Here is a 19,667-nt window from a genome sequence, read left to right as displayed (position 1 = left end):
GAGCTTACAGCTGCATAGCCCACAAGCCAAGTCGGTTGCCTTCAGAGTCGGCTATTTGAGCGCAATAACCACATTCACCTTCCTTGATAGCCATGGGCGGCAACAGGATCTGCACCCCTTGTGCTTCCAGTTTGCCTATTGTGGTACTCAGCCTGTCACCCAGATTGAGATAAACCACTGAGGCCGTCAATGAAGGTGCCATCTGTGGGTGTTTGATCAAACCTAAACACGCACTATCGCTACTGGTACGGCTGACACTGACATACTCGCAATCAGGCATAGGATCTTCGTTGCAATGCAGCCCCAAAACCTCTTGATAAAAATGCTTGGCACGGGCCATATCGGCAACCGGGATCTCACTCCAGACCAAAGGAATTTCTGTTGACATTTTCTCTTCTCCATCTTGATTCAATTATCACAGGAGGCTCATCCTCCAGCGCCCTTACACACTTGGCTATCGGGGCAACAGCAAGTATGCACCTATGCTGCTGACAACCTGTTGTCAGTAGTTTGATCTGAAGATACGAGTAAACTTTTATGTAGCTATCGACTGAGGTTGTCTTCCCCCACAATATGGCGCTTGTCAGTGCGTTCATCATATTTCTGAGCTTAAGTCATACTTTGATGACTGATGAAGTTATCTCCCTGATACGAATTAAACACTGAACGACAATCAAACTTCACATAAAAAAATCCGATGACTCATCGTCATCGGATTTTTTAGTGCTTTTCGAAATCATTTGCCATGACTTGGCGACTTCAAGTGCTGCGTCTGCTCATGGCGAAACTTGCACCAAATAACGTTTCAACCGCCACAACCTTGCAAGACTGCTGGGTTTGTTACCAAAATGCTGGCACCATCTTTACCGGCAGAAGAGGCAAAAATAGACACCTGAGACTGCATTTCTGCTGTCGCCTGAGCCGCCATGCCATCAGTCACGCCCGGAACTTCAGATGGGTCGATGAGCGAGCTGTGGTGCCCCTTGGCAAAGCGTACGGCGCCGCCACCAGCGCTGGTCTGATCGACGCAGTTAAGCCCCAGAGTCGCAATCAAAGGCTCAGTGCCGGACAGCGGGAAGCCCGCGACAGTACCAGGCAGAACCTGATCGCCCTTGTTACCAGCGCCATCACCGACGATTTCCACCAGATGAACCGGCAAACCCGTGGCCTTGAGCATGGCAGTCTGGTTGATAGGATCGGCTGACTCTATCCCGGTTTGCACCGCAAAGGCAAAGGTAGGGATAAATTCGGCGTATACCTCCTGAACCAGAGCTTCATATTCGGCCGAGCCCGGCTGATATCCTTGTTTATTGGCCGCATTCACCAAGGCCTTGAAGGTATCGGAAGCCGTCACATTGGCAAACAACAAAGGTGCAAAGGTGGCAGAACCGGCGAAAGAGCCCGCCAGGCCGCCGCTCGGCGCCACCAAAGATGCGCCCTTGATGCCATAGTAGTTGGGCAAGGCTGTGCCGGATGCAGGGTCTTTCAAACCTGTGCTGGCATAGGTCGCGAAGTTGGTGCCGACAATGGCGCCAAGGCTAAGCCCCTGAGCGGTTATCTGGTTATTGTCAAAAACCTGAGGCGCGCCCATTTCGATAAGTTGCGCCGACATACCTGTTATCGCGACTCTAAGCGCCAGATGATCCATGGTCGCCTGACGGAAGTTATCCCTTACCGACAGCGTGCTTTCTATATTGACAAATACCAGCGGATTGCCATTTTGGAAGGCATCCGGCTTACCGACAACCTTGCCATAGGCCGCACCTGAGGCCGAGACTTCATAGATGCCGTCACCATTGGCATCAAATGAACGGGCACCGTGCAGCGGCATATCTATGGCCACCGTAGCCACACCGGCTGCGGCATAACTGCCAGCATAGGCCAGCGACATCTCTTTGCCGCCACCCAAACCATGCAGCGCTATCGTGGTGGGCCAGCCACTGGTTGGTGGCGTAAAAGGCAAGCCCTGGCTGGCATAAAACGCCGCAAGCTTAGTGGCGTTGGGCATGGAGATCAGCACAGGCACAGTTTCGTAGTTGCGAATAGCCGGAATAGGATTAAAACGGGTTAGGTGCTTAGTCTTATCGACTGCACTGCCATCATCCAGCTTCCACGCTTTGCCTGCCAGCAGTGAAGGGTTGGCCAGTGCTGCGGCGGGATCTATATTGTACGCCATCGCCTGGGCGGCAAACTTCTCCTGGCTCAGAGTGCCGGCCTGCAACGCCAGCAACACAGATACCGGGCTGTCGCCCTGGGCCTGCCAGTAACCGTTAATGCCATCACAGCTCGCCGATGAACAAGTACCGTAAACCGGCACTTCAATAGCCGCAGTGTAGACATCGGCCAAATCCGCCAACGCATAGGCTATGCCATCAGCAGGGCTGAGCCCAGCTGCCATCGCCACTGTATAACCCGCGGGAGTCGGAGTTTGCAGCCACTTGGGAGCATAGGGTGAGCCGGGTTGCAACATCAGCAGCTTGGTCGTTTCATAAACATCGGCCACCGACTGGGTGGTAAACAGGCCTGAATAGGTAATGCTTTCCTTGTCAACGCCGTGAGCCGATGCCATGCCCTTCTCATAACTGTTTACCAGAGTTTGCAGCATCAATTGATCGGCGGTTTCCAGCGGCGCTGTGTCGATATCCAGTTTCAACAAACCATAGGTATAGGAAGGCGCTATCGGGCGCCCAGCCGAATCCATGATGAGTTTAGTGGTGGCGTAAATATAGGACTGAGCTGGCTTAAGCGGCTTCAGTGGAACAATAACTATCTTGTTGCCGGACGCTTGAGTGATGAAGTCTTCACCCCAAACCAGCTCTTCACCCACTTCACAGGCAGAAACCGAAGGCTTGGTCTGGCACTCGGCTTTGGATGAAAGCGGGCCGCCGCTGACGGCTTCAAACATTCTCACCGCTCCCGGCTGGGCCACGGAAGATGCCAGCAGGCTCAGAGTATTGCCGCTGTTGTCTTTGGAAGGTTCAATATCTATGGTTATCGGCTGGGTAGTTGACCAACCATCCAGCGCACCCAGCGCCAACTGCGGATTGGTATAGTCACCGGAGGCTTCCCCGGGAATATTCAAGGTACCGTCTGTGGTGCCATTGAGCAGTAAGTCGTTTGGCAAGGGAACTTCAGCTTTGGCAGGATCAAACACCAAATGGGACTCAGGGATGAGCGGCTCGGTCTTATCCTTAAGTTCGTTATAGCTGTCTTCACCACATGCTGTCAGTCCAAGTGCAGATGTGATTGCAACACCCAAAATGAGTCTTTTCATCTTTTTTCCCCAAATCTTGTTGTAATAATTTTGTTTTCCCCAAGAAATTGGTCACAATACCCCAGACACTGTGACCAGAGGAGCTGAAATCTGTACTCAGCCTGTCTCAAGTTAACGTAAAAATATTGAGTTAGCTACATTTTTGTCACAGTTGACCGCAACGAAAAGTAACTATGAACAGTCATTTGTTTTAAACAGATGTATACCGCTGTAGTGAGTCGAGTATTGGCGGGCTTTAGCGCGAAGAGGAAATAACTCCCCATGTTGGAATATCAAGCAGCAAAAGATCTTCTCAAGGGCAAAACGATTCTGGTAACCGGTGCCGGCGACGGCATTGGCAAAACCGCAGCCAAGACCTATGCCGCCCATGGTGCCACAGTGATCCTGCTGGGCAAAACGGTTAAGAAGCTGGAAGCCGTTTACGATGAAATTGAAGCCGCCGGTGGCCCGACGCCAGCGATTGTACCTCTGGATCTCAAGGGCGCCAGCGAACAAAACTACCGCGACATGGCCGAAACCATAGAGCAGCAATTCGGCAAGCTCGATGGCCTACTGCATAATGCCAGCCTGTTGGGCGCTTTGGGGCCGTTTGAACATATCGATATTCAGTCACTGGAAGATCTGCTCAAGGTCAATGTGGTGGCCGAAGTTATGATGACCAAGGCACTGTTGCCTGTGATGCGCAAGGCCGAGCACGCCTCAATTATTTTTACCTCCAGCAGTGTTGGCCGTAAGGGCCGCGCTTACTGGGGCCCATACGCCTTCTCCAAGTTTGCTACCGAAGGCATGATGCAGGTGCTGGCTCATGAATGTGAAGGCACCCAGGTGCGCGCCAACAGTATCAATCCGGGAGCAACCCGCACCGGCATGCGCGCCAAGGCTTATCCGGCAGAGAACCCACTGGATCTCAAGACGCCAGAGCAGATAATGCCCGTTTATCTGTATCTGATGGGCGACGACAGCCTGCAGGAAAACGGTCAGGCCTTTAACGCCCAGTAATATTTTCCTCAAGAATAAACGCAGTCCAATGGGCTGCGTTTTGCTATTCATACGCCATTCATACACGTTTTATAAAAGAAATAAGGAGGCAATCCATGAGTCAAGAATACCCTATAGGCACTCCAGGTACTCCCTGGGGGGATGCCGAAAAATCCGCCTGGCGCGCCACCCAAAGCATTAAACGCAGCTACAGTGAACAGGTGCTCGACAAGATCTATGCCCTCAAGACAGCTTTTGAATGCCGCCGGTACGGCGCCTTAAGTTATGACCCGGAACGTTATCCCCTGCTCGCCCTGCAGAGTAAATCACCACAGGCAAATAAGCCCTGGGTATTGGTCACTGGCGGGATCCACGGTTATGAAACCAGTGGCGTTCAAGGTGCGCTGCAGTTTCTTGAGCAGGAAGCCGAACGTTATCAAGCGGATTTCAACCTCCTGGTCGTCCCCTGTGTCAGCCCTTGGGGATACGAAGTCATCAACCGTTGGAATCCCTTGGCTATCGATCCCAACCGTTCCTTCTTTGAACCCAGCCCGGCAGAAGAGTCTGCCGCATTGATGGCTCTGGTTGCTAGCCACGGCGCCCCTTTCCTGGCTCATATCGATCTGCATGAAACCACAGACACGGATGAAACCGAGTTTCGCCCGGCGCTGGCGGCCCGCGATGGCAAAATCATAGCTCCCGGCGAGATCCCGGACGGTTTTTATGTGGTAGATGATGAAGTCATGCCGCAACCTGAGTTCCAACGAGCCATTATCCAAGCTGTTGCCAAAGTGACCCATATCGCTCCGGCCGACAAAGACGGCAAGATCATCGGCTCTCCTGTGGTCGACCACGGCGTTATCCGTTATCCGCTCAAGCAACTTGGTTTATGTGCCTCGGTTACCAATGCCCCATACACCTGCACCACGGAAGTCTACCCCGACAGCCCGCAGGCAAGCGATGAACAGTGCAATGCCGCCCAGGTAGCTGCGGTTTGTGGCGCATTGGATTATCTAAAACGAATTCAAGGTTAGGGTTTTCGGCTCCGGTCCCCTCTTGCAGGAATGAAGTGACTCTCGCCCAAGAGTAAACCTAAAACAGCGCTGCATCTGATATTCAACCTGTCAGGTCAAATAACCCGTCAGATAGAATAACTATGACCCGGCATTTGCCGGGTCATCTGTTTCAACCGTCTATCAAACCCTCATTGAAGATAAAAGTAACCACAGGAGAGTTCTGTTTATTAACAAACTTTTATTGACTGATAATAGTTTTCATTTAAAATCACTTTCAGTTCCAGGTATCGACTTTGCTTTTTTACTCTGACTTTTCAGGCCGTCATTGAATGCTGCGATTAACCAGGTCGGCATATGACAGCGCTTTTCTGTTTTAGCAGACGATACCAATTAGATGTGGAGTGGTTTATGCCCAAGATAAGCAAGCATATTTCCAAGATATGCCATAAGCAGGCCAAGAAGGCGTTGAAAAAGACGCAACCCGCACTCGGCAAGTCCAGCCGCAAACGCCTTGGCAAAGGCTTGGTTAGTGCATTAGAGCAGCAACTGCCCACTGAACTCTCCCGGCAAAAGAAGCTCAAAAAACCGCAAAAGAAACTGCTCAAGGCAGAGCTGCAAAACCGAGCCGGCACCTGGATTGCCGCCAATCAAGCTTCTGTCGAACTCGGACAACTTCACAGCCTAAAACCCCAGACCGGCAGCATGAGCTTTGCGCTGCGCCCCTTTAAGAAATCCCCCTGCGGCGGCTGCCCGGCACTCAAGGGCAAACTGTGCCGCTGCGCCCTTAAGTATCAACAGCGGCTACAGCAGGCAGGTTAACCCTTCCGCAGGACTAGATAATTGCCCGACATTACTGTCAGTCGTCGCTGATCAGATCGTCAAAACGTTTGTAGCCATGCAGGGAATCAAAGTCTTTCTCCTCCTTGGCCGCCTCACTGAGTGAGGCACTGAAACCCACAGCCAATTCCAGATCGGAAATCGCCTGCTCTTCCGAGCCCATGCGGGTAAAGGCGCAGGCCCGCTGATAAAGCGCATTGGCGTTCTTGGGATCCACTTCCAACACCCGGTTACAGATGCTCATCGCCCAGTGATACTCGCCCATTTCCATGGCGGCATCGGCCTTGTAGGTTAAGGCTTCGAGATCGCCCGGACGTATTTTGAGAATATCGTTGTAGATTTCGATTCGCTGCTCCGGCGTTTGCGAATGTTGAGCGCGGATCCACAGGTTGTGTATCTCGTTGATCCGTTCAATTTCCTTGTTGTTTTCCGTAATGATCCGGCTCTTTCGTTTCAGCTCACGCTCCATCTCCTGAAACTTTTTCTCATACTGGGCGGCAATCGCCTCCAGTTTCTCGTTGGCCATCTCCTGGGTCTTATCGCGAATATCCTTGAGTGACTGCCACCCCACCAAGGCGATCAGAGACACAGCGGCGGCAATGAGGTAAAAGAAGTAGGTCACAGTCACATTGGCATAGTTCATCGACTTGTCGGCCACCGCCAACTCTCGGTCGGTAATATCGACCGTGACCCGTTTTTCCAGCGACTGCATATCTTGCCGTATCGACTTGAGCTCATCGAGCACATAGCGCTCCATCAAGGGTTTGTCGTAAATACTCTGCTCCGAATAAGGTTTTGGGGGCTCTTCAGCCGCCATAACCGGCAGCGCCAGGCTCAATAACATCAATACCAGTGCATGCCATAACTTCATTTTTCCTCCTGTTGCACTCAGGTTTTCTCCACACCCTAACAAATGGGTCTGGATGGGTAAAATTGGCTTATAAAAAAAGCCAGCGCCGTTAAGCGCTGGCTACTGCAAAACCAATAATTAATAAACTTAACCGAGATCCATCACCATCTTACGGGTGCTGACCAATTGACTGAACTCACGCATCTGCTCTTTGGAGAGTTGGCTGGCCATGGGGATATCCGCCTTCATGGCATTCACCGGCCGCCCGTTGACATGAAACTCATAATGCAGATGCGGCCCGGTCGAACGCCCGGTATTACCGGAAAGCGCAATAACCTGACCACGACTGACCCTCTGGCCCTTATGCACCAAAGGTTTGGACAGATGCAGATATCGGGTACGGTATTTGTTGCCATGCTCTATCACTATATATTTACCGGCGTATCTATGATTGGTCACCAGAGTCACCACTCCGTCACCCGGTGCTACTACCTTGGTGCCTATCGGTACGGCAAAGTCGGTGCCGTTATGGGGTGAAACCCGCCCTGTGACCGGGTGACGGCGATTGGGGTTGAATGATGAGCTGATCCTATAGCGTTTCTCCAGCGGGATCCGCTGGAAGGCCCGCGCCAAACTCCGCCCTTTCTCATCATAGAAGTTGCCATCTGTGCTCTGAAACGCAGTGATTTCATTGCGGCCGTTTTGAATGCGTAATCCCAACACCTGGCTGACACCGGTCGACTCCCCTTCTATGTACTGATCATTCATCAGCACAGAAAAGTGGTCACCGGCACGCAGATCCCGGGCAAAATTGAGCTTTTCTTTCAACAAGCTTTCAATTTTTTGAATTTCGGCGGCGCTCAGACCGACTCGCTGCGCCGAGCGATAGAAAGAACCTTGGATCTCACCGCTGACAATCCGGTTTTGCCAGACGCCTTCGATGTTGATCTCTTCAACCCCATAACCGCCATCGTCGAAGCGCTTGAACAGTACCTGATGCGCGGCGTTGAAGTAGAGTTCCAACTGGGTCAGATTGCCCTGTTCATCAAGCCAGAAACGGATCCTGTTACCCGGTTGCAGGGTATCGAGTGCCAAGATATCCAAATCGGCTTCCAACACCTTGTACATGGTCTGCAGGCCAACCCCCGCCTTTTGAAACAATACACTGAGGGTGTCACCACTTTGGATCACGCGTTCAAAGTTCGGACCGGCCAACTCAACAACCGAAGGCTCAGTACCGACTTGAGGCAGCAGAGCTTCAATATCCAGATGCAAGGGAATACGTTGTGGGGTGACTTCATGAGTCCCGGGCCAAAGCAGCGCCGCGCCCACCAATAACCCAGAGCTGAGCAGCAGCTTCTTGTGAAAGGATGGTAAGGTCTGCAAACGCATAGGGATTATACTCAACCAGGATATTCTATCTGTCTGCAACTGTTGCCTCACCGAGTTCAAACTGAAAAAACCAATAGCTGGAACCCCTATTTTCAAGGGGCCAACTGCAAACTTATATCAAAAAAAGTCCCTGAGACAAGTATTATTCGCCAAAACCCCATGATTACTGGGTGGATTTCAGATTTGACCGACAAATTTGCCCTGTTTGCATCAAGCTGTAACCAGGCGAATGCTGCTACCCAGTGCATGCTTGCTGATATCTATACGGCAGCTTATCTGCTCTTTCATCTCCGACACATGGGAAATAACCCCTATCATGCGGCCACTGGATTGCAGATCCATCAGGGTACGAACCGCCAGTTCCAGAGAGTCCTGATCCAGACTGCCAAAACCTTCATCAATAAACAGGGTATCGAGCTTGATACCACCGGCATAAGCTTGCACCACATCAGAGAGTCCCAGCGCCAGCGACAAGGCCGCCATAAAACTCTCACCGCCGCTAAGTGTCGCCACAGGGCGCACCTTGGAGCTGTATGCATCTTCCACCTCAAGCTCCAGACCTGAGGCCTTATTGCCCTTGGCCCTGTCCTCTTTGCGCAGCAAGCGGTAGCGGCCTTTGCTCATCAGCGCCAAACGGCGACTGGCCTCGAGCAGCACATCATCGAGCAAAACACTGAGCACAAAGCGCTGCAGACTCACCTTGCTATGACTGTTGCCATTGGCCACATCACTCAGAGTGCCAATAAGCGCGTATTCCTGCTCCAGCGCCTGCGTAGCTAGCGCTTCTTTATTGAGCTGGGCTTCTGTAGCTTTAAGGCTCTGCATTCGGTTGTTGAGCGTCTGCCAGGCAGACTCCGCCTCGGCGAGTTGCTGCTGCTGTTGCTGCCAGAAGCTTTCAAGCTGCCCAAGCTCAGGCAGGCTTTGTCCGGCGAGCCGCTCATCCATGGCTTTGAGCAGCGCATGCTGCTCAAAGCGCTGCGTGCGCCAAACTTCTATCTTCTCAGCCAATGCCTGCATCTGCGCTTCATCCAGCTGCGCCTGTTCCAAAGTTTGGCGATCAGTAAATCCAGATTGCTTCAGGGCATCATCAAGCGTTTGCTGCGCTTTGATGGCAAACTGCTCGGCCCGGGCGCTGTCTTCACGGCCCGATGTCAAGGCCTGCATCAGCGCCTTATGCTGGCTGACGGCCTCGGTATACTGTTGATTGATATCTTGCTGTCGCTGTTTAAGCTGTTGCCACTCACTCTGCTTTTGCTCAAGTTGCCGCGCCATCAGTTCAAGCGCCGCCTCGGCTGCCAGAGCATGATATTCACCGGGCAGAGCAGCAAGCGCCGTGTCTTTACGGGCTCCCGCAAGACTCAACTGCTCTCTTAGCTGCTGCAACTGCTTTAATTGAGTCTCGCTGTATTTGAGTCGCTGCTCCACTTGCTGCTCGGCCTGCTGCAATTGCTTCCTGCAGTTATTGAGGCGGGTTTGAGCCGCTTCGGCCTGTTGCAATTCATTGAGCAGCTGCCTGCGCCGGGACTCAAGCCTGTCTATTTCACTAGCGAGATCGGCTTTGACATAGGAGTCGGCATCCATAGCGGCGTCAGCCTTAACCTCTGTTGTAACACCAGTCTTAACATCAGCCGTATCACCTGTCGTAACATCCGCGGCGATAAAGGCGTGTAACTCAGCGCTCAAGCGCTGCAGCTCGAGCTGCAACTCCTCGGTTTGCCGCTTGATATGACGATAATCACTGCGGGCCGCCTCATGCCTTGCCGAGGCTTGCTGCTCGGCGTCTCTCGCCCGATTGAGCTCGGCTTCACCCGGAATATCCTGCGCCATCTCGGCCGGTGCCGGATGATCCAAGCCGCCGCATACGGGGCAAGGCTGCCCCGGCTGCAGCTTGGCCGCCAGAATAGCCGCCTGTCCTGTATGCCAGGCCAGTTGCAACCTTTGATGTTCCGTTTCGGCGCTCTGTCTTTCAGCCTTGCATTGATGACCATAGGCCTCGGCCTGCTGCAGGCCAGCTTGGGCTTGCTGCCATTTTTGCTTAATGTGCCCGAGCTGCTTCGTCTTCTCCAGGCGAGTGTTCAACGCCGCCAGAGCTTGATGCAACGGCCCTTGGCGCTCGGCGCTTGAGCACAGTTCCTTCTCCTCTGACTTAAGCTTTTGTTGTTGCTGCTGCCATTGTTCCAGCTCAGTGTGGCTCTGCTGCTCTACCCGTTCAAGGCGCCCAAGCTCCACTAGGCCAAGCTCATGCTCCTCGGTCAGTTGCTTGAGCTCATTAATAGCCGGCTGCAGCTTGTCGAGTTGTTCAAGCTCTCGTCGCAGCTTATTAGCTTGCTCATCCAACTCGGCGAGTGTTGCCTTGTCATCTGTAGCCTGTTTCAGACGCTGCTCGGCGCTCTGCAACTGCTTGGCATAGTCAGCCTCCTTGGCTTTAGCCTGCTGCCACTCCTGCTGGCGAAACTGCAACTCTTTGAGGCTTGGCAGCAGCTTTTCAGCCTTGCGGGCTTTCTCCAATGTCTGCTGGTGCAGCTCGATTTCAGCGCGCCGCTGCTCAAGCGCATCAAGCTGGGTTTGTAGCAGCTTGCGGCGCTCAAACTCGGCGGTTAACGCCTTGGCGTTATCGAGCGTTTTGGCACTCTGGGCCAAGGCTTCGCTGGCTTTTTGTTTGTTACCTGTCGCCTCGGTCAAAGAGGGGGTCAGAGCGGCAATTTCCGCGGTCAACTGCTCGAGACTCTCGACACCGGCGGTTTCCAAAATCCCGGCGCGGCGTGATTGCAAGTCTCTGGCCTTTGCCTTGATTTCCAGCGCCTGCTGTTTGAGGCGCTCTTCAATGCGGCGGTAGATATGGGTTTGAAACAGCTGGCTGAAGATCTTTTCCCGCTCTTTGGAGTCTGCCAGCAAAAGCTCGCGGAACTTGCCCTGGGGCAGCACCATCACCTGGCGAAACTGATCCACATCCAGGCCGGTCAACTCTTCGATGCAGGCGTTGGCATCCGTGACCTTACTGGCCACCAGCAACTCTTCAGTGCCATCGGGCATCAGCCGCTTGAGTTCCGCCTCGCTCTTTTGCAGGGTAAAACCCTCGCCCCGGCTTTTGGCTCTTTGCTGCTCGGGGCAACGACGAATGCTGTAGCGTTTTTGCCCCAATTCAAAACTGAAATACACTTCGGTGAGCAGGCCGTCATCGGCATTATCGCAGCGCATCTGGCTGCCTTCTCGCTCGTTACCTGTGGTTTTGCCGTACAGGGCAAAACAGATGGCATCCAGAATCGTGGTCTTGCCCGCCCCTGTGGGGCCATTGATCAGAAACAGCGGCTTGTCGCCCAGCTCGGTAAAGTCGATGCGCTGACAATCGGCGAAGGGGCCGAAGGCGCGCATTTCCAAAATCAGCGGTCTCATTGTTCCTGCTCCCTGTGCAACTCTTCAATCAAACGGCTCATGGTCTGCTGCTGTGCCTCTGTCATGGCTTCACCCTGCACCTGACTGAAAAAATCGCTGAACATGTCGAGCTCACCTTTTTTGATTCTGTCGCGGCCAATCTCCTGCCCCTGCTGCCGGGACATCAGGCCCGTGCGCTCGAGATGCAACACATTGGGATAGACGCCGCGCAGTTTGCCCATGGGATCCAGCAGCGCCTGGGTATCGAGCAGACGCACCATCAGGTAATCTTCCCGCCCCGGATCTTTTTCGCCCTGTTGCAACAGTTCATCGAGCAGGCCTTCAATCACCCTCACATCCCGCCTGGGTTTTAGCGGTAGCAGAGTGATTTTTGGGGTATTAGCTGCGCTCAGCTCCACCAGAGTCACGGATTTTTTCTGTTTGTGTTCACTGAAGGAATATTTCAGCGGCGAGCCCGAATAACGCACGTGCTCGGCGCCCTTGTATTGCGGGCCATGCAGATGCCCGAGCGCTGCGTAGTCAAAGCCGCAAAAGAGTGCAGGGTCGATTTTATCGGCGCCGCCGATACTCAAGGGCCGCTCGGATTCAGACTCATTGCCGCCATCGAGGAAACAGTGGGCCACCACTACCTTGGGCAGGCCTTGGCTGTCGTGCGCCTGAACCTGCTCCAGCAAGCAGGCCATCGCCTGCTGATGACTGCCGGCATCTACCTCCAGCACATGCCTTACCTGCGCCGGCTCGGCATAGGGAATGGGATAGAAACAGGCATCGCCGTCACGGCCTTTGAGGATAAGCGGCTTAACCTGCGCTTGCAGAGGGCCGCTAATATAAAGGCCGCTGGCGGCCATTTGCCGCGCCGCAAACCCCAGCCGCTCCTGGCCGTCGTGATTGCCGGCTATCATAAGCACAGGAATTTGATGCTCATTGAGCAAGGTATTGAGGAACTTATCCAGCAGGGCAACCGCGCTGGCAGGCGGGATCGAACGGTCATATATGTCACCGGCAACCACCAGGGCATCAACCTGATGCTCAGCGGCAAGTGCCACTATCTGCTCAAGCATATAAGCTTGTTCATCCAGCAGCGACTCGTTGTGCAGTTGCCGACCGATATGCCAGTCCGAGGTATGGATAAATTTCATTGGGCGCTAAGATTGCAGGCGAATACGTGAGCCTTATGGTATGCAAAATCAATGCAATAGTATATGCGCCTGCCGAGGTTCTGCGACCGAGTGCTTACCACTCAGCCGTCTGTCTTATTTGGGTTTAAAAACTCCACTGATATTGATCGGCCAGCAGCTTGAGGCTCATCACCAGAGACATGACCACCACCAGCGGCTTGATGATCTTGCTGCCCTTGGTGATCACCAGACGAGAGCCCAGAGTCGCCCCGGCGGCCTGCCCTGCCAGCATCACCAACCCCAGCAGCCACACCACCTTGCCACCGAGGGCAAAAAAGATGAGCGAAGCAATATTGGTGGAAAAATTCAGTACCTTGGCATGAGCCGTCGCCTTGGCCAGACCGAACCCCGCCAAAGACACAAACGCCAGGGCAAAGAAGCTGCCGGTGCCCGGGCCGAAAAAGCCGTCATACAAACCCACCCCGAGTGCGGCGGTAAAGGCAAATACCCTAGGTGTCAGAACCCTGGCGCGGTCATCTTCGGTGATTTTTTTGGAAAACAAGAAGTAACAACCAATAGCCAAAATAAGAAACGGCAGCATCAACTCCAGCACACTGGCATCTATCAACTGAACCAAAATCGTACCGACTGAGGCGCCGACAAAGGCGCAGCCAATTGCCAGTTTCATCTCACCCAAATTCACCATTCCTTTACGGACAAAGTAGAGGCTGGCGAAGAAACTGCCACCACAGGCCTGTAGCTTGTTGGTGCCGAGCGCAGTCGCCGGAGGCAGTCCGGCCCACATAAGCGCCGGAATAGTCAACAGGCCACCGCCACCGGCGATAGAGTCAATAAAGCCCGCCACCAGAGCAACCAAAAACAGAACCGTAGCCAATTGCAGAGTGAGTTCAAATGCCATTTTTATGTTATCGAATACTGAGTTGAAGGATTGCTATTAGACGCAGTTTGCCCGCAAAAGGCAAAGGAGTTATTCTCGTTTTCACGTGAGATTTTCTCACACAATAAACAGCGGAGAAAACATGTTTCAGGAATTACCGCCTCTCAATGCCCTGCGTTCATTCGAGGCGGCGGCAAGGCTACAAAGCATTACCCTGGCGGCGCAGGAGCTGTATGTGACCCACGGTGCCATCAGCAAACAGGTGCGCTTACTCGAGAGTTTTCTGGGGTTCAGTCTGTTTGTGCGTCAACACAGGCAACTGGCGCTCACTGATGAGGGGCGGCAATACCTGCCGCAGGTGCAGGCGGCACTGCAGACCCTGGCCAATGCCACCGCCGAGTTGAAACGTCAAAGTCTCAAGGCGCAGACCCTGGCTATCAATGTGTTGCCCAGCCTGACCATCAACTGGTTAATCCCGAGAATGGAGGAATTTAAGTCACGCTTTCCGCAATTGTATGTGGATCTCACCATAGGCGACTTCGCCGTCGACTTTGCCAGCGGTCGCTACGACATCGCCATTCGCTCCGCCACCAGTGAGCCTCAGGGAGTGAATGTGATCAAACTGATGGATGAAGAGCTGTGTCTGGTGTGCTCACCACTGCTGGCTCCCAAGCTAAAGCAACTGGAAGATATCAACCAGGTGACGCTGCTGAAACACACCACCCGTCCTGAGCTTTGGCCTTACTGGGCCAGGCAACTGGGGATAAAACTTACCACAGAGCAGAAGTTTGGCGTCGAGCATTTCTATATGCTGAGTCAGGCCGCAGCCAGCGGCATGGGGGCGGCGCTGATCCCGCGTTTCTTTATCGAAGATCAGCTCAAGGCCGGCACTCTGGTGATCCCCTTTGAAGCCCCCTTTATCAGCCCCTACAGCTATTATCTGTTAACCCCCAAGTCCAGCAGTCTGCCCCGTAAGTCGGCGCTGTTTATCGACTGGTTGCTGTCCGAGTTTGCGCCATATCGCGTGCAGTGTTAGTGCAAAACAGAGAATCGTGCTGAGTAATAAAGCCTGGCAGCTAATCACAGCTCAAATCTTTTTATAGCTACTTTTCAACACTATGAAGTAAAAAGTGACTCCCAGGTAACTGATAACCCGGATTCAAGTCCAAAGTACAACACTGGCGGTTTGATTCGGTGACCTACATTACAGGCAACCGACGCCATTGGAATGAACTCGTTTGCTTATTCCTTGCTCCAGTGAGCCTGGAGGGGCAACCAAGATTTTGGCAAGGGCTCGAAGGGGAGTAACCTATCAACACCAAGGAGGAGGTATGAAGCACTATCGAGGCAGTTGCCTTTGCGGCAAGGTTCGTTTTGAAATCAACGCTGAGCTGCAGCAATTCTTTTTGTGTCACTGCAGTCGCTGCCGCAAGGATTCAGGTTCGGCCCACAGTGCCAATCTGTTTTCAGACAGCGCCGAGTTAACCTGGCTCAGTGGCCAGGACGCCATTACTGCGTTTACCCTACCCGGTACCCGCCACAGCCGCAACTTTTGCGCCGTTTGCGGCTCGGCGCTGCCCCAAGCGGTCGAGGGTGGCCGCCTGCTGCAAATACCCGCAGGCAGCCTGGACGATGAGCCGGGCCTGACTCCCCAGGCGCACATTTTTTGTCAGACGCGCGCCGCTTGGGATCAGGCTTTGGAACAAGTGCCCTGCCTGGAGCAGGGCCCGGTTTAAGAGTATAGGGCACAGCACTGTGATAAAGGCGCCTACTGCCAGTCCACGTAGCGGTGCCTGACTCGGAAGCGGTTATCTCAGCAGCGATTACCTAGAAAGCTGAGACTTATGATCCCGGGTTTACCGCCAACTCCACCATGGCGGCGGTGTACATCTTAAGGTTCAGCTGCAACTGCTCGCGGGTGATAAACTCATGTTCACTGTGGCCTGTATACTCGACATCCGGCATGGCCGGACCAAAACTGAGGGCATTGGGAAACAGTTTACTGTTGGTGGAACCGCCAATAGCAACAGGTTTAGGGTCGGCAATACCGGTAAACTCGGCAAACACATTGAGCAGGGTCTGCAGATGCGGCGCCTTATCCATCACTTTGGGCTCGCCCCAATAGCTGCTGACATCGACCAGAGTCACGCCGTGGGATTGCTGCCAACCGGCCAGCGCCGCAGACAGCTGTTTATCCAAAGTTTCCGGGCTCTTGCCTACGGGGCGCCTTAGGTTAAGCGTAATGCTGGTCCCCCCCTGCCCCCACTCCACCACAGTCGGCGCCAGCGACATAGGCCCCATAAAGTCATCGCTATAGCCCAGCTCACCAAAGCGCTGGGCATAGAGGTCCAAGCCTATCATTTCATTGATAAATGCCAGGGTTAATGCCGACTGGCTCGGTGCGAATGCCTCAGACTCCAACAGCGCAGCCAGATGCGTTACTGCATTGACACCATCTTCAGGGGTTGAGGAATGGGCCGATTTGCCGTTGGCGGCGATCTCCAGGCTGTCGAAATCCAGGGTAAAATCATAGCGCATCCCCTGCTGGGAGTATGCGGCGCGTTGCAAACGGCTGACCATGGCGCTGTCGGCTCCGCGGATCAGGGCCAAGGCCTGCTGGGGGATCTGACTGGCAAAGGAGCCACCGCTGAAATGCTGCAGCTGCGGTTTATCGAAATTAGGCGCCTTGACTTTGGCTTCAGGTATCGTGAGTTTTATCTGACTCCAGCCCTTCTCGGCGGTGACCACAGGATATTCGGCGTCTATGGTGATATTCATATCGGCCGCTTGATAGTCCTTGAGAAACACTTTCAGCGGCTCCCAGTCCGACTCCTCGGCCAGATATACCATAAGCTCAATGCGGCGATTCAGTTTTACCGACTTGTCCTTGAGCGCCTTCATGGCGTACATGGCGGTGACTATCGGCCCCTTGTCATCTTCGGTGCCGCGGCCTATCAGCTTGCCCGGTTGCGATTGAGTATCCAGTTGATAGGGACTCTGGTGCCAAAGGGTTGAATTGGCCGGTTGCACATCCCCGTGAGTAATAATGCCTAGCTTGTTAGCGCCGCCGCCCCTGTCTTCGCCAAGGCCTATCAAGAGCACATAACCGTGATCGGCATAATCCAGCCCCAACTGCTCCGCTTGGGCCTTGAGCGCCTGCTTGAAGCCGATGAATTCCGGATTGGTGTCGGGCGTCAACCCTGGGATAGCCTCGGTATTGAAGTACACCAACTCGGCGAGGCTCTGTTCCATCTCGCTGCCGTAGCGGTCAAGACTGTACTGGGCCAAGGTTTTCGACAGTGGCGAGACTTTACTCAATGCAGACTCAGTACCTTGGGCAGCGCTTACGCTTGAAGTCTGGCTCGAAGCCTGAGGCGTAAAGCCGCTCTCTGCGCTTACAAAAGGAGCGAACAAGCACAGGGACAGCGACAGGGATAAACGGGAAACTGTTCTTATCATCATGGCAGGGTGGCTTTTGTTATCTTTTATTATCAAAGGCCTGAGAGTGTGCCACAGATACAGTTTCGATACTGCATTCGCTAAATTTTGTTACAAACTAAACAGGACAAAATTGGCCTTTTTCAATACGCCATGTTACTAAGGACGGCTTCGGCGCGGCCCGCCGCGCCATACGGGAGATAAACACCAGCATAGAGGAATAACAATGAAGGGAATGACCCTCTCTCCAGTGGCTCTGGCCCTGGGATTGGCGCTGACACTGAGCGCCTGCGACAACCAGCCTGTATCCCAGAGCGACACATCTGCCCAAACCCAAACGCCTGCGCTCCAGAATGGCACAGGCACAAACCCAGCCGCTGCCAAGGCCGAACAAACCCGGGACAACCCTTTCTTCCAGCCCTGGAATACTTACCTTGAAATCCCCGCCTTTGATCGCATCCAGTCCGAGCATTACCTGCCGGCCTTCAAACAAGGGATTGCCGAGCGCAAAGCGGAAATTCAGGCCATCATAAACAATCCGGCCGCCGCTGACTTTGCCAACACCATAGAAGCCATGGAACGCAGTGGCGCCTTGCTGACCAAGGTGTCAGGGGTGTTTTATAACCTCACCAGCGCCGACACCTCCGCCGAGCTGCAGAAGATCTCCAAGGAAGTATCCCCGCTGTTATCTTCCAGCCGCGATGATATTTACCTGAACAACGCCCTGTTTCAGCGGGTCAAGGCTGTCTATCAGCAAAAAGATCAGCTGGTACTGAACCCGGCGCAGCAGAAACTGCTCGAAGACACCTACAAACGCTTCAGCCGCGGCGGTGCCAACCTGGATGACGCAGGTAAAGCGGAGCTTCGAAAGCTCAATGAGGCGATTGGCAAGCTGAGCCTGGAGTTCGGCGATAATGTGCTGGCAGAAACCAACGACTTTGAACTTGTGATAGACCAGCAGGCCGATCTGGCCGGTCTGCCGCAGGATGTGATTGACGTTGCCGCCCAGGCGGCCATCAAGCGCGGCCATTCCGGCAAGTGGGTATTTACCACCCAACGCCCCTCCGTCACCCCGTTTTTAACCTATGCCGATAATCGTGAGCTGAGAGAAAAACTCTACAAGGGTTATATCGAGCGCGGTAACAACGACAACGCCCACGACAACAAGAAGGTGCTGGCAGAACTGGCGGCTCTTAGAGCCAAACGAGCCCAGCTTCTGGGCTATCCGAGCCACGCCCACTATGTGCTGGAAGAGCGTACCGCCAAGACTCCGGAAAATGTCTATGCCCTGCTGGATAAAATTTGGCCCGCCGCCCTGGCCCAGGCCGAAGCCGAAAAGGCCGAGATGCAAAAGCTTATCGACAGCGAAGGCAAGGACTTCAAACTGGCCGCCTGGGACTGGTGGTACTATGCCGACAAGATACGTGTCGCCAAGTACAGCTTCAACGAACAGCAGACCAAGCCTTACTTCTCGCTGGAAAACACCCTCAAGGGCGTGTTCTACACCGCCAACCGCCTCTATGGCATCAGTGTCACCGAGCGTGACGATCTGCCCAAGTATCACCCGGATGTACGTACCTTCGAGGTGAAAGACAAAGACGGCAGCGTTATCGGTATCTTCTTTGGCGATTACTATGTCCGTGACAGCAAACGCGGCGGCGCCTGGTCCAATGCCTATCGCCGTCAGGCGGTGGTCCATGGCGTCAACGAGCAGCCCATCATAGTCAACGTGCTCAATTACCCTCGTCCCAGTGGCAATGAGCCGACGCTGCTGACCTTCGATGAAGCCGGTACCCTGTTCCATGAATTCGGCCATGCGCTGCACGCCTTGCTGTCCAAGGTGGAGTATCGTTCCCAGTCCGGCACTTCTGTGCCCCGCGACTACGTGGAGTTCCCGTCACAGGTGATGGAAAATTGGATGACTCAACCGGATGTGCTGGCGCATTTTGCCAAGCACTATCAAACCGGCGAGGTGATCCCCCAGAGTTTGGTAGACAAGATCCGCGCCGCCAGTAAGTTCAACCAGGGTTTCGCCACAGTGGAATACATGGCAGCCACCAAGCTGGATCTGGACTGGCACAGCAGCAACGTCACCGAACCTCAGGATGCGGCCGCCTTCGAGCAACAATCGCTGAGCAAAATGGGGCTGATCTCTGAGATAGCGCCGCGCTATCGCTCCACCTACTTCAGCCACATCTTCTCCGGAGGATATTCGGCCGGTTATTACTCCTATATCTGGTCTGACATTCTTGGCGCCGATGCCTTTGAGGCCTTCAAGGAAAACGGTATTTTTGACCCGGCTACCGCCAAGGCTTTTCGCAGCAACATCCTAGAGCGCGGTGGCAGTGAAGATCCTATGGCACTTTACAAGGCGTTCCGTGGTCAGGAAGCCGCCATTGAGCCACTACTGCGCAGCCGCGGCCTGCTGGCGGAATAAACGCTTGCCGGATTGGTAATGCCCAGCCACGCAAAC

At 53.9% G+C, this 19,667-nt stretch carries 14 protein-coding genes; 6 read left to right on the top strand and 8 right to left on the bottom strand.

Annotated elements, in window-relative coordinates; genetic code table 11:
* Nucleotides 1–4: 4 nt before the first annotated feature.
* Both AYI96_RS00895 and AYI96_RS00890 read right to left on the bottom strand, forming a co-directional pair.
* On the bottom strand, nucleotides 5–388 hold the full coding sequence (locus AYI96_RS00895; RefSeq protein ID WP_144360804.1) for a VOC family protein: 384 nt from the start codon (nucleotides 386–388) through the stop codon (nucleotides 5–7).
* Between the two features lie 417 nt (nucleotides 389–805).
* Nucleotides 806–3,274: a VolA/Pla-1 family phospholipase gene (locus AYI96_RS00890; RefSeq protein WP_144360803.1), complete on the bottom strand. Its 2,469-nt coding sequence runs from the start codon at nucleotides 3,272–3,274 to the stop codon at nucleotides 806–808.
* A 261-nt stretch (nucleotides 3,275–3,535) separates the two neighbouring features.
* On the opposite strand from AYI96_RS00890, the gene AYI96_RS00885 reads away from it, so the two are divergent.
* The 3 genes from AYI96_RS00885 to AYI96_RS00875 all read left to right on the top strand — a co-directional run bounded on the left by AYI96_RS00885 (nucleotide 3,536) and on the right by AYI96_RS00875 (nucleotide 6,087).
* Nucleotides 3,536–4,273 carry a YciK family oxidoreductase gene (locus tag AYI96_RS00885; RefSeq protein WP_039033424.1) on the top strand — a complete coding sequence of 246 codons (738 nt, stop codon included), beginning with the start codon at nucleotides 3,536–3,538 and terminating at the stop codon, nucleotides 4,271–4,273.
* Nucleotides 4,274–4,368: 95 nt separating this feature from the next.
* The gene (locus AYI96_RS00880; RefSeq protein WP_144360802.1) at nucleotides 4,369–5,286 is read left to right on the top strand and encodes a M14 family metallocarboxypeptidase; all 918 of its coding nucleotides are present in this window, start codon (nucleotides 4,369–4,371) and stop codon (nucleotides 5,284–5,286) included.
* 390 nt (nucleotides 5,287–5,676) lie between these two features.
* Nucleotides 5,677–6,087 (top strand): hypothetical protein, encoded by a 411-nt coding sequence (locus tag AYI96_RS00875; RefSeq protein WP_071475882.1) that lies wholly within the window; start codon nucleotides 5,677–5,679, stop codon nucleotides 6,085–6,087.
* A gap of 37 nt (nucleotides 6,088–6,124) precedes the next feature.
* Here the strand turns inward: AYI96_RS00875 and AYI96_RS00870 are convergent, their stop codons facing one another.
* From AYI96_RS00870 to AYI96_RS00850, 5 genes are all read right to left on the bottom strand, one after another.
* Nucleotides 6,125–6,976, bottom strand: a complete 852-nt coding sequence (locus AYI96_RS00870) for a tetratricopeptide repeat protein (protein WP_039033427.1) — start codon at nucleotides 6,974–6,976, stop codon at nucleotides 6,125–6,127.
* Between the two features lie 126 nt (nucleotides 6,977–7,102).
* Complete coding sequence (locus tag AYI96_RS00865) at nucleotides 7,103–8,386, bottom strand: peptidoglycan DD-metalloendopeptidase family protein (RefSeq protein ID WP_071475987.1); 1,284 nt, start codon at nucleotides 8,384–8,386, stop codon at nucleotides 7,103–7,105.
* A 171-nt stretch (nucleotides 8,387–8,557) separates the two neighbouring features.
* The gene (locus AYI96_RS00860) at nucleotides 8,558–11,740 is read right to left on the bottom strand and encodes an AAA family ATPase (protein WP_144360801.1); all 3,183 of its coding nucleotides are present in this window, start codon (nucleotides 11,738–11,740) and stop codon (nucleotides 8,558–8,560) included.
* The gene (locus AYI96_RS00855; protein ID WP_039033429.1) at nucleotides 11,737–12,879 is read right to left on the bottom strand and encodes an exonuclease SbcCD subunit D; all 1,143 of its coding nucleotides are present in this window, start codon (nucleotides 12,877–12,879) and stop codon (nucleotides 11,737–11,739) included. The genes AYI96_RS00860 and AYI96_RS00855 overlap by 4 nt, the downstream gene beginning before the upstream one ends.
* Before the next feature lie 124 nt (nucleotides 12,880–13,003).
* Nucleotides 13,004–13,777: a TSUP family transporter gene (locus AYI96_RS00850; RefSeq protein WP_144360800.1), complete on the bottom strand. Its 774-nt coding sequence runs from the start codon at nucleotides 13,775–13,777 to the stop codon at nucleotides 13,004–13,006.
* 121 nt (nucleotides 13,778–13,898) lie between these two features.
* Between AYI96_RS00850 and gcvA the strand changes: the two genes are divergently transcribed.
* Both gcvA and AYI96_RS00840 read left to right on the top strand, forming a co-directional pair.
* Entirely contained in the window at nucleotides 13,899–14,792 is an 894-nt protein-coding gene (gene gcvA, locus AYI96_RS00845; protein ID WP_071475887.1) for a transcriptional regulator GcvA, read from the top strand.
* A 295-nt stretch (nucleotides 14,793–15,087) separates the two neighbouring features.
* Nucleotides 15,088–15,492, top strand: coding sequence for a GFA family protein (locus AYI96_RS00840; protein WP_144360799.1), 405 nt, complete (start codon nucleotides 15,088–15,090; stop codon nucleotides 15,490–15,492).
* A 106-nt stretch (nucleotides 15,493–15,598) separates the two neighbouring features.
* Here AYI96_RS00840 and AYI96_RS00835 read toward each other — a convergent pair whose 3' ends face one another.
* Nucleotides 15,599–17,218 carry a dipeptidase gene (locus AYI96_RS00835; RefSeq protein WP_260852922.1) on the bottom strand — a complete coding sequence of 540 codons (1,620 nt, stop codon included), beginning with the start codon at nucleotides 17,216–17,218 and terminating at the stop codon, nucleotides 15,599–15,601.
* A 202-nt stretch (nucleotides 17,219–17,420) separates the two neighbouring features.
* On the opposite strand from AYI96_RS00835, the gene AYI96_RS00830 reads away from it, so the two are divergent.
* Nucleotides 17,421–19,631 (top strand): M3 family metallopeptidase, encoded by a 2,211-nt coding sequence (locus AYI96_RS00830; protein ID WP_144360798.1) that lies wholly within the window; start codon nucleotides 17,421–17,423, stop codon nucleotides 19,629–19,631.
* Nucleotides 19,632–19,667 lie beyond the last annotated feature (36 nt).

Origin of the sequence: Shewanella sp. MSW (genome assembly GCF_007636515.1) — a bacterium.
Taxonomy (GTDB): Bacteria; Pseudomonadota; Gammaproteobacteria; order Enterobacterales; family Shewanellaceae; genus Shewanella; species Shewanella indica.
This window is presented reverse-complemented; position numbering and strand designations above follow the sequence as displayed.

Coding starts and splice junctions, on each gene's coding strand:
- AYI96_RS00880 (WP_144360802.1), top strand. CDS start 4,369: ATGAGTCAAGAATACCCTATAGGCACTCCAGGTACTCCCTGGGGGGAT.
- AYI96_RS00850 (WP_144360800.1), bottom strand. CDS start 13,777: ATGGCATTTGAACTCACTCTGCAATTGGCTACGGTTCTGTTTTTGGTT.
- AYI96_RS00860 (WP_144360801.1), bottom strand. CDS start 11,740: ATGAGACCGCTGATTTTGGAAATGCGCGCCTTCGGCCCCTTCGCCGAT.
- AYI96_RS00890 (WP_144360803.1), bottom strand. CDS start 3,274: ATGAAAAGACTCATTTTGGGTGTTGCAATCACATCTGCACTTGGACTG.
- AYI96_RS00835 (WP_260852922.1), bottom strand. CDS start 17,218: ATGATGATAAGAACAGTTTCCCGTTTATCCCTGTCGCTGTCCCTGTGC.
- gcvA (WP_071475887.1), top strand. CDS start 13,899: ATGTTTCAGGAATTACCGCCTCTCAATGCCCTGCGTTCATTCGAGGCG.
- AYI96_RS00875 (WP_071475882.1), top strand. CDS start 5,677: ATGCCCAAGATAAGCAAGCATATTTCCAAGATATGCCATAAGCAGGCC.
- AYI96_RS00830 (WP_144360798.1), top strand. CDS start 17,421: ATGAAGGGAATGACCCTCTCTCCAGTGGCTCTGGCCCTGGGATTGGCG.
- AYI96_RS00855 (WP_039033429.1), bottom strand. CDS start 12,879: ATGAAATTTATCCATACCTCGGACTGGCATATCGGTCGGCAACTGCAC.
- AYI96_RS00895 (WP_144360804.1), bottom strand. CDS start 388: ATGTCAACAGAAATTCCTTTGGTCTGGAGTGAGATCCCGGTTGCCGAT.
- AYI96_RS00840 (WP_144360799.1), top strand. CDS start 15,088: ATGAAGCACTATCGAGGCAGTTGCCTTTGCGGCAAGGTTCGTTTTGAA.
- AYI96_RS00885 (WP_039033424.1), top strand. CDS start 3,536: ATGTTGGAATATCAAGCAGCAAAAGATCTTCTCAAGGGCAAAACGATT.
- AYI96_RS00870 (WP_039033427.1), bottom strand. CDS start 6,976: ATGAAGTTATGGCATGCACTGGTATTGATGTTATTGAGCCTGGCGCTG.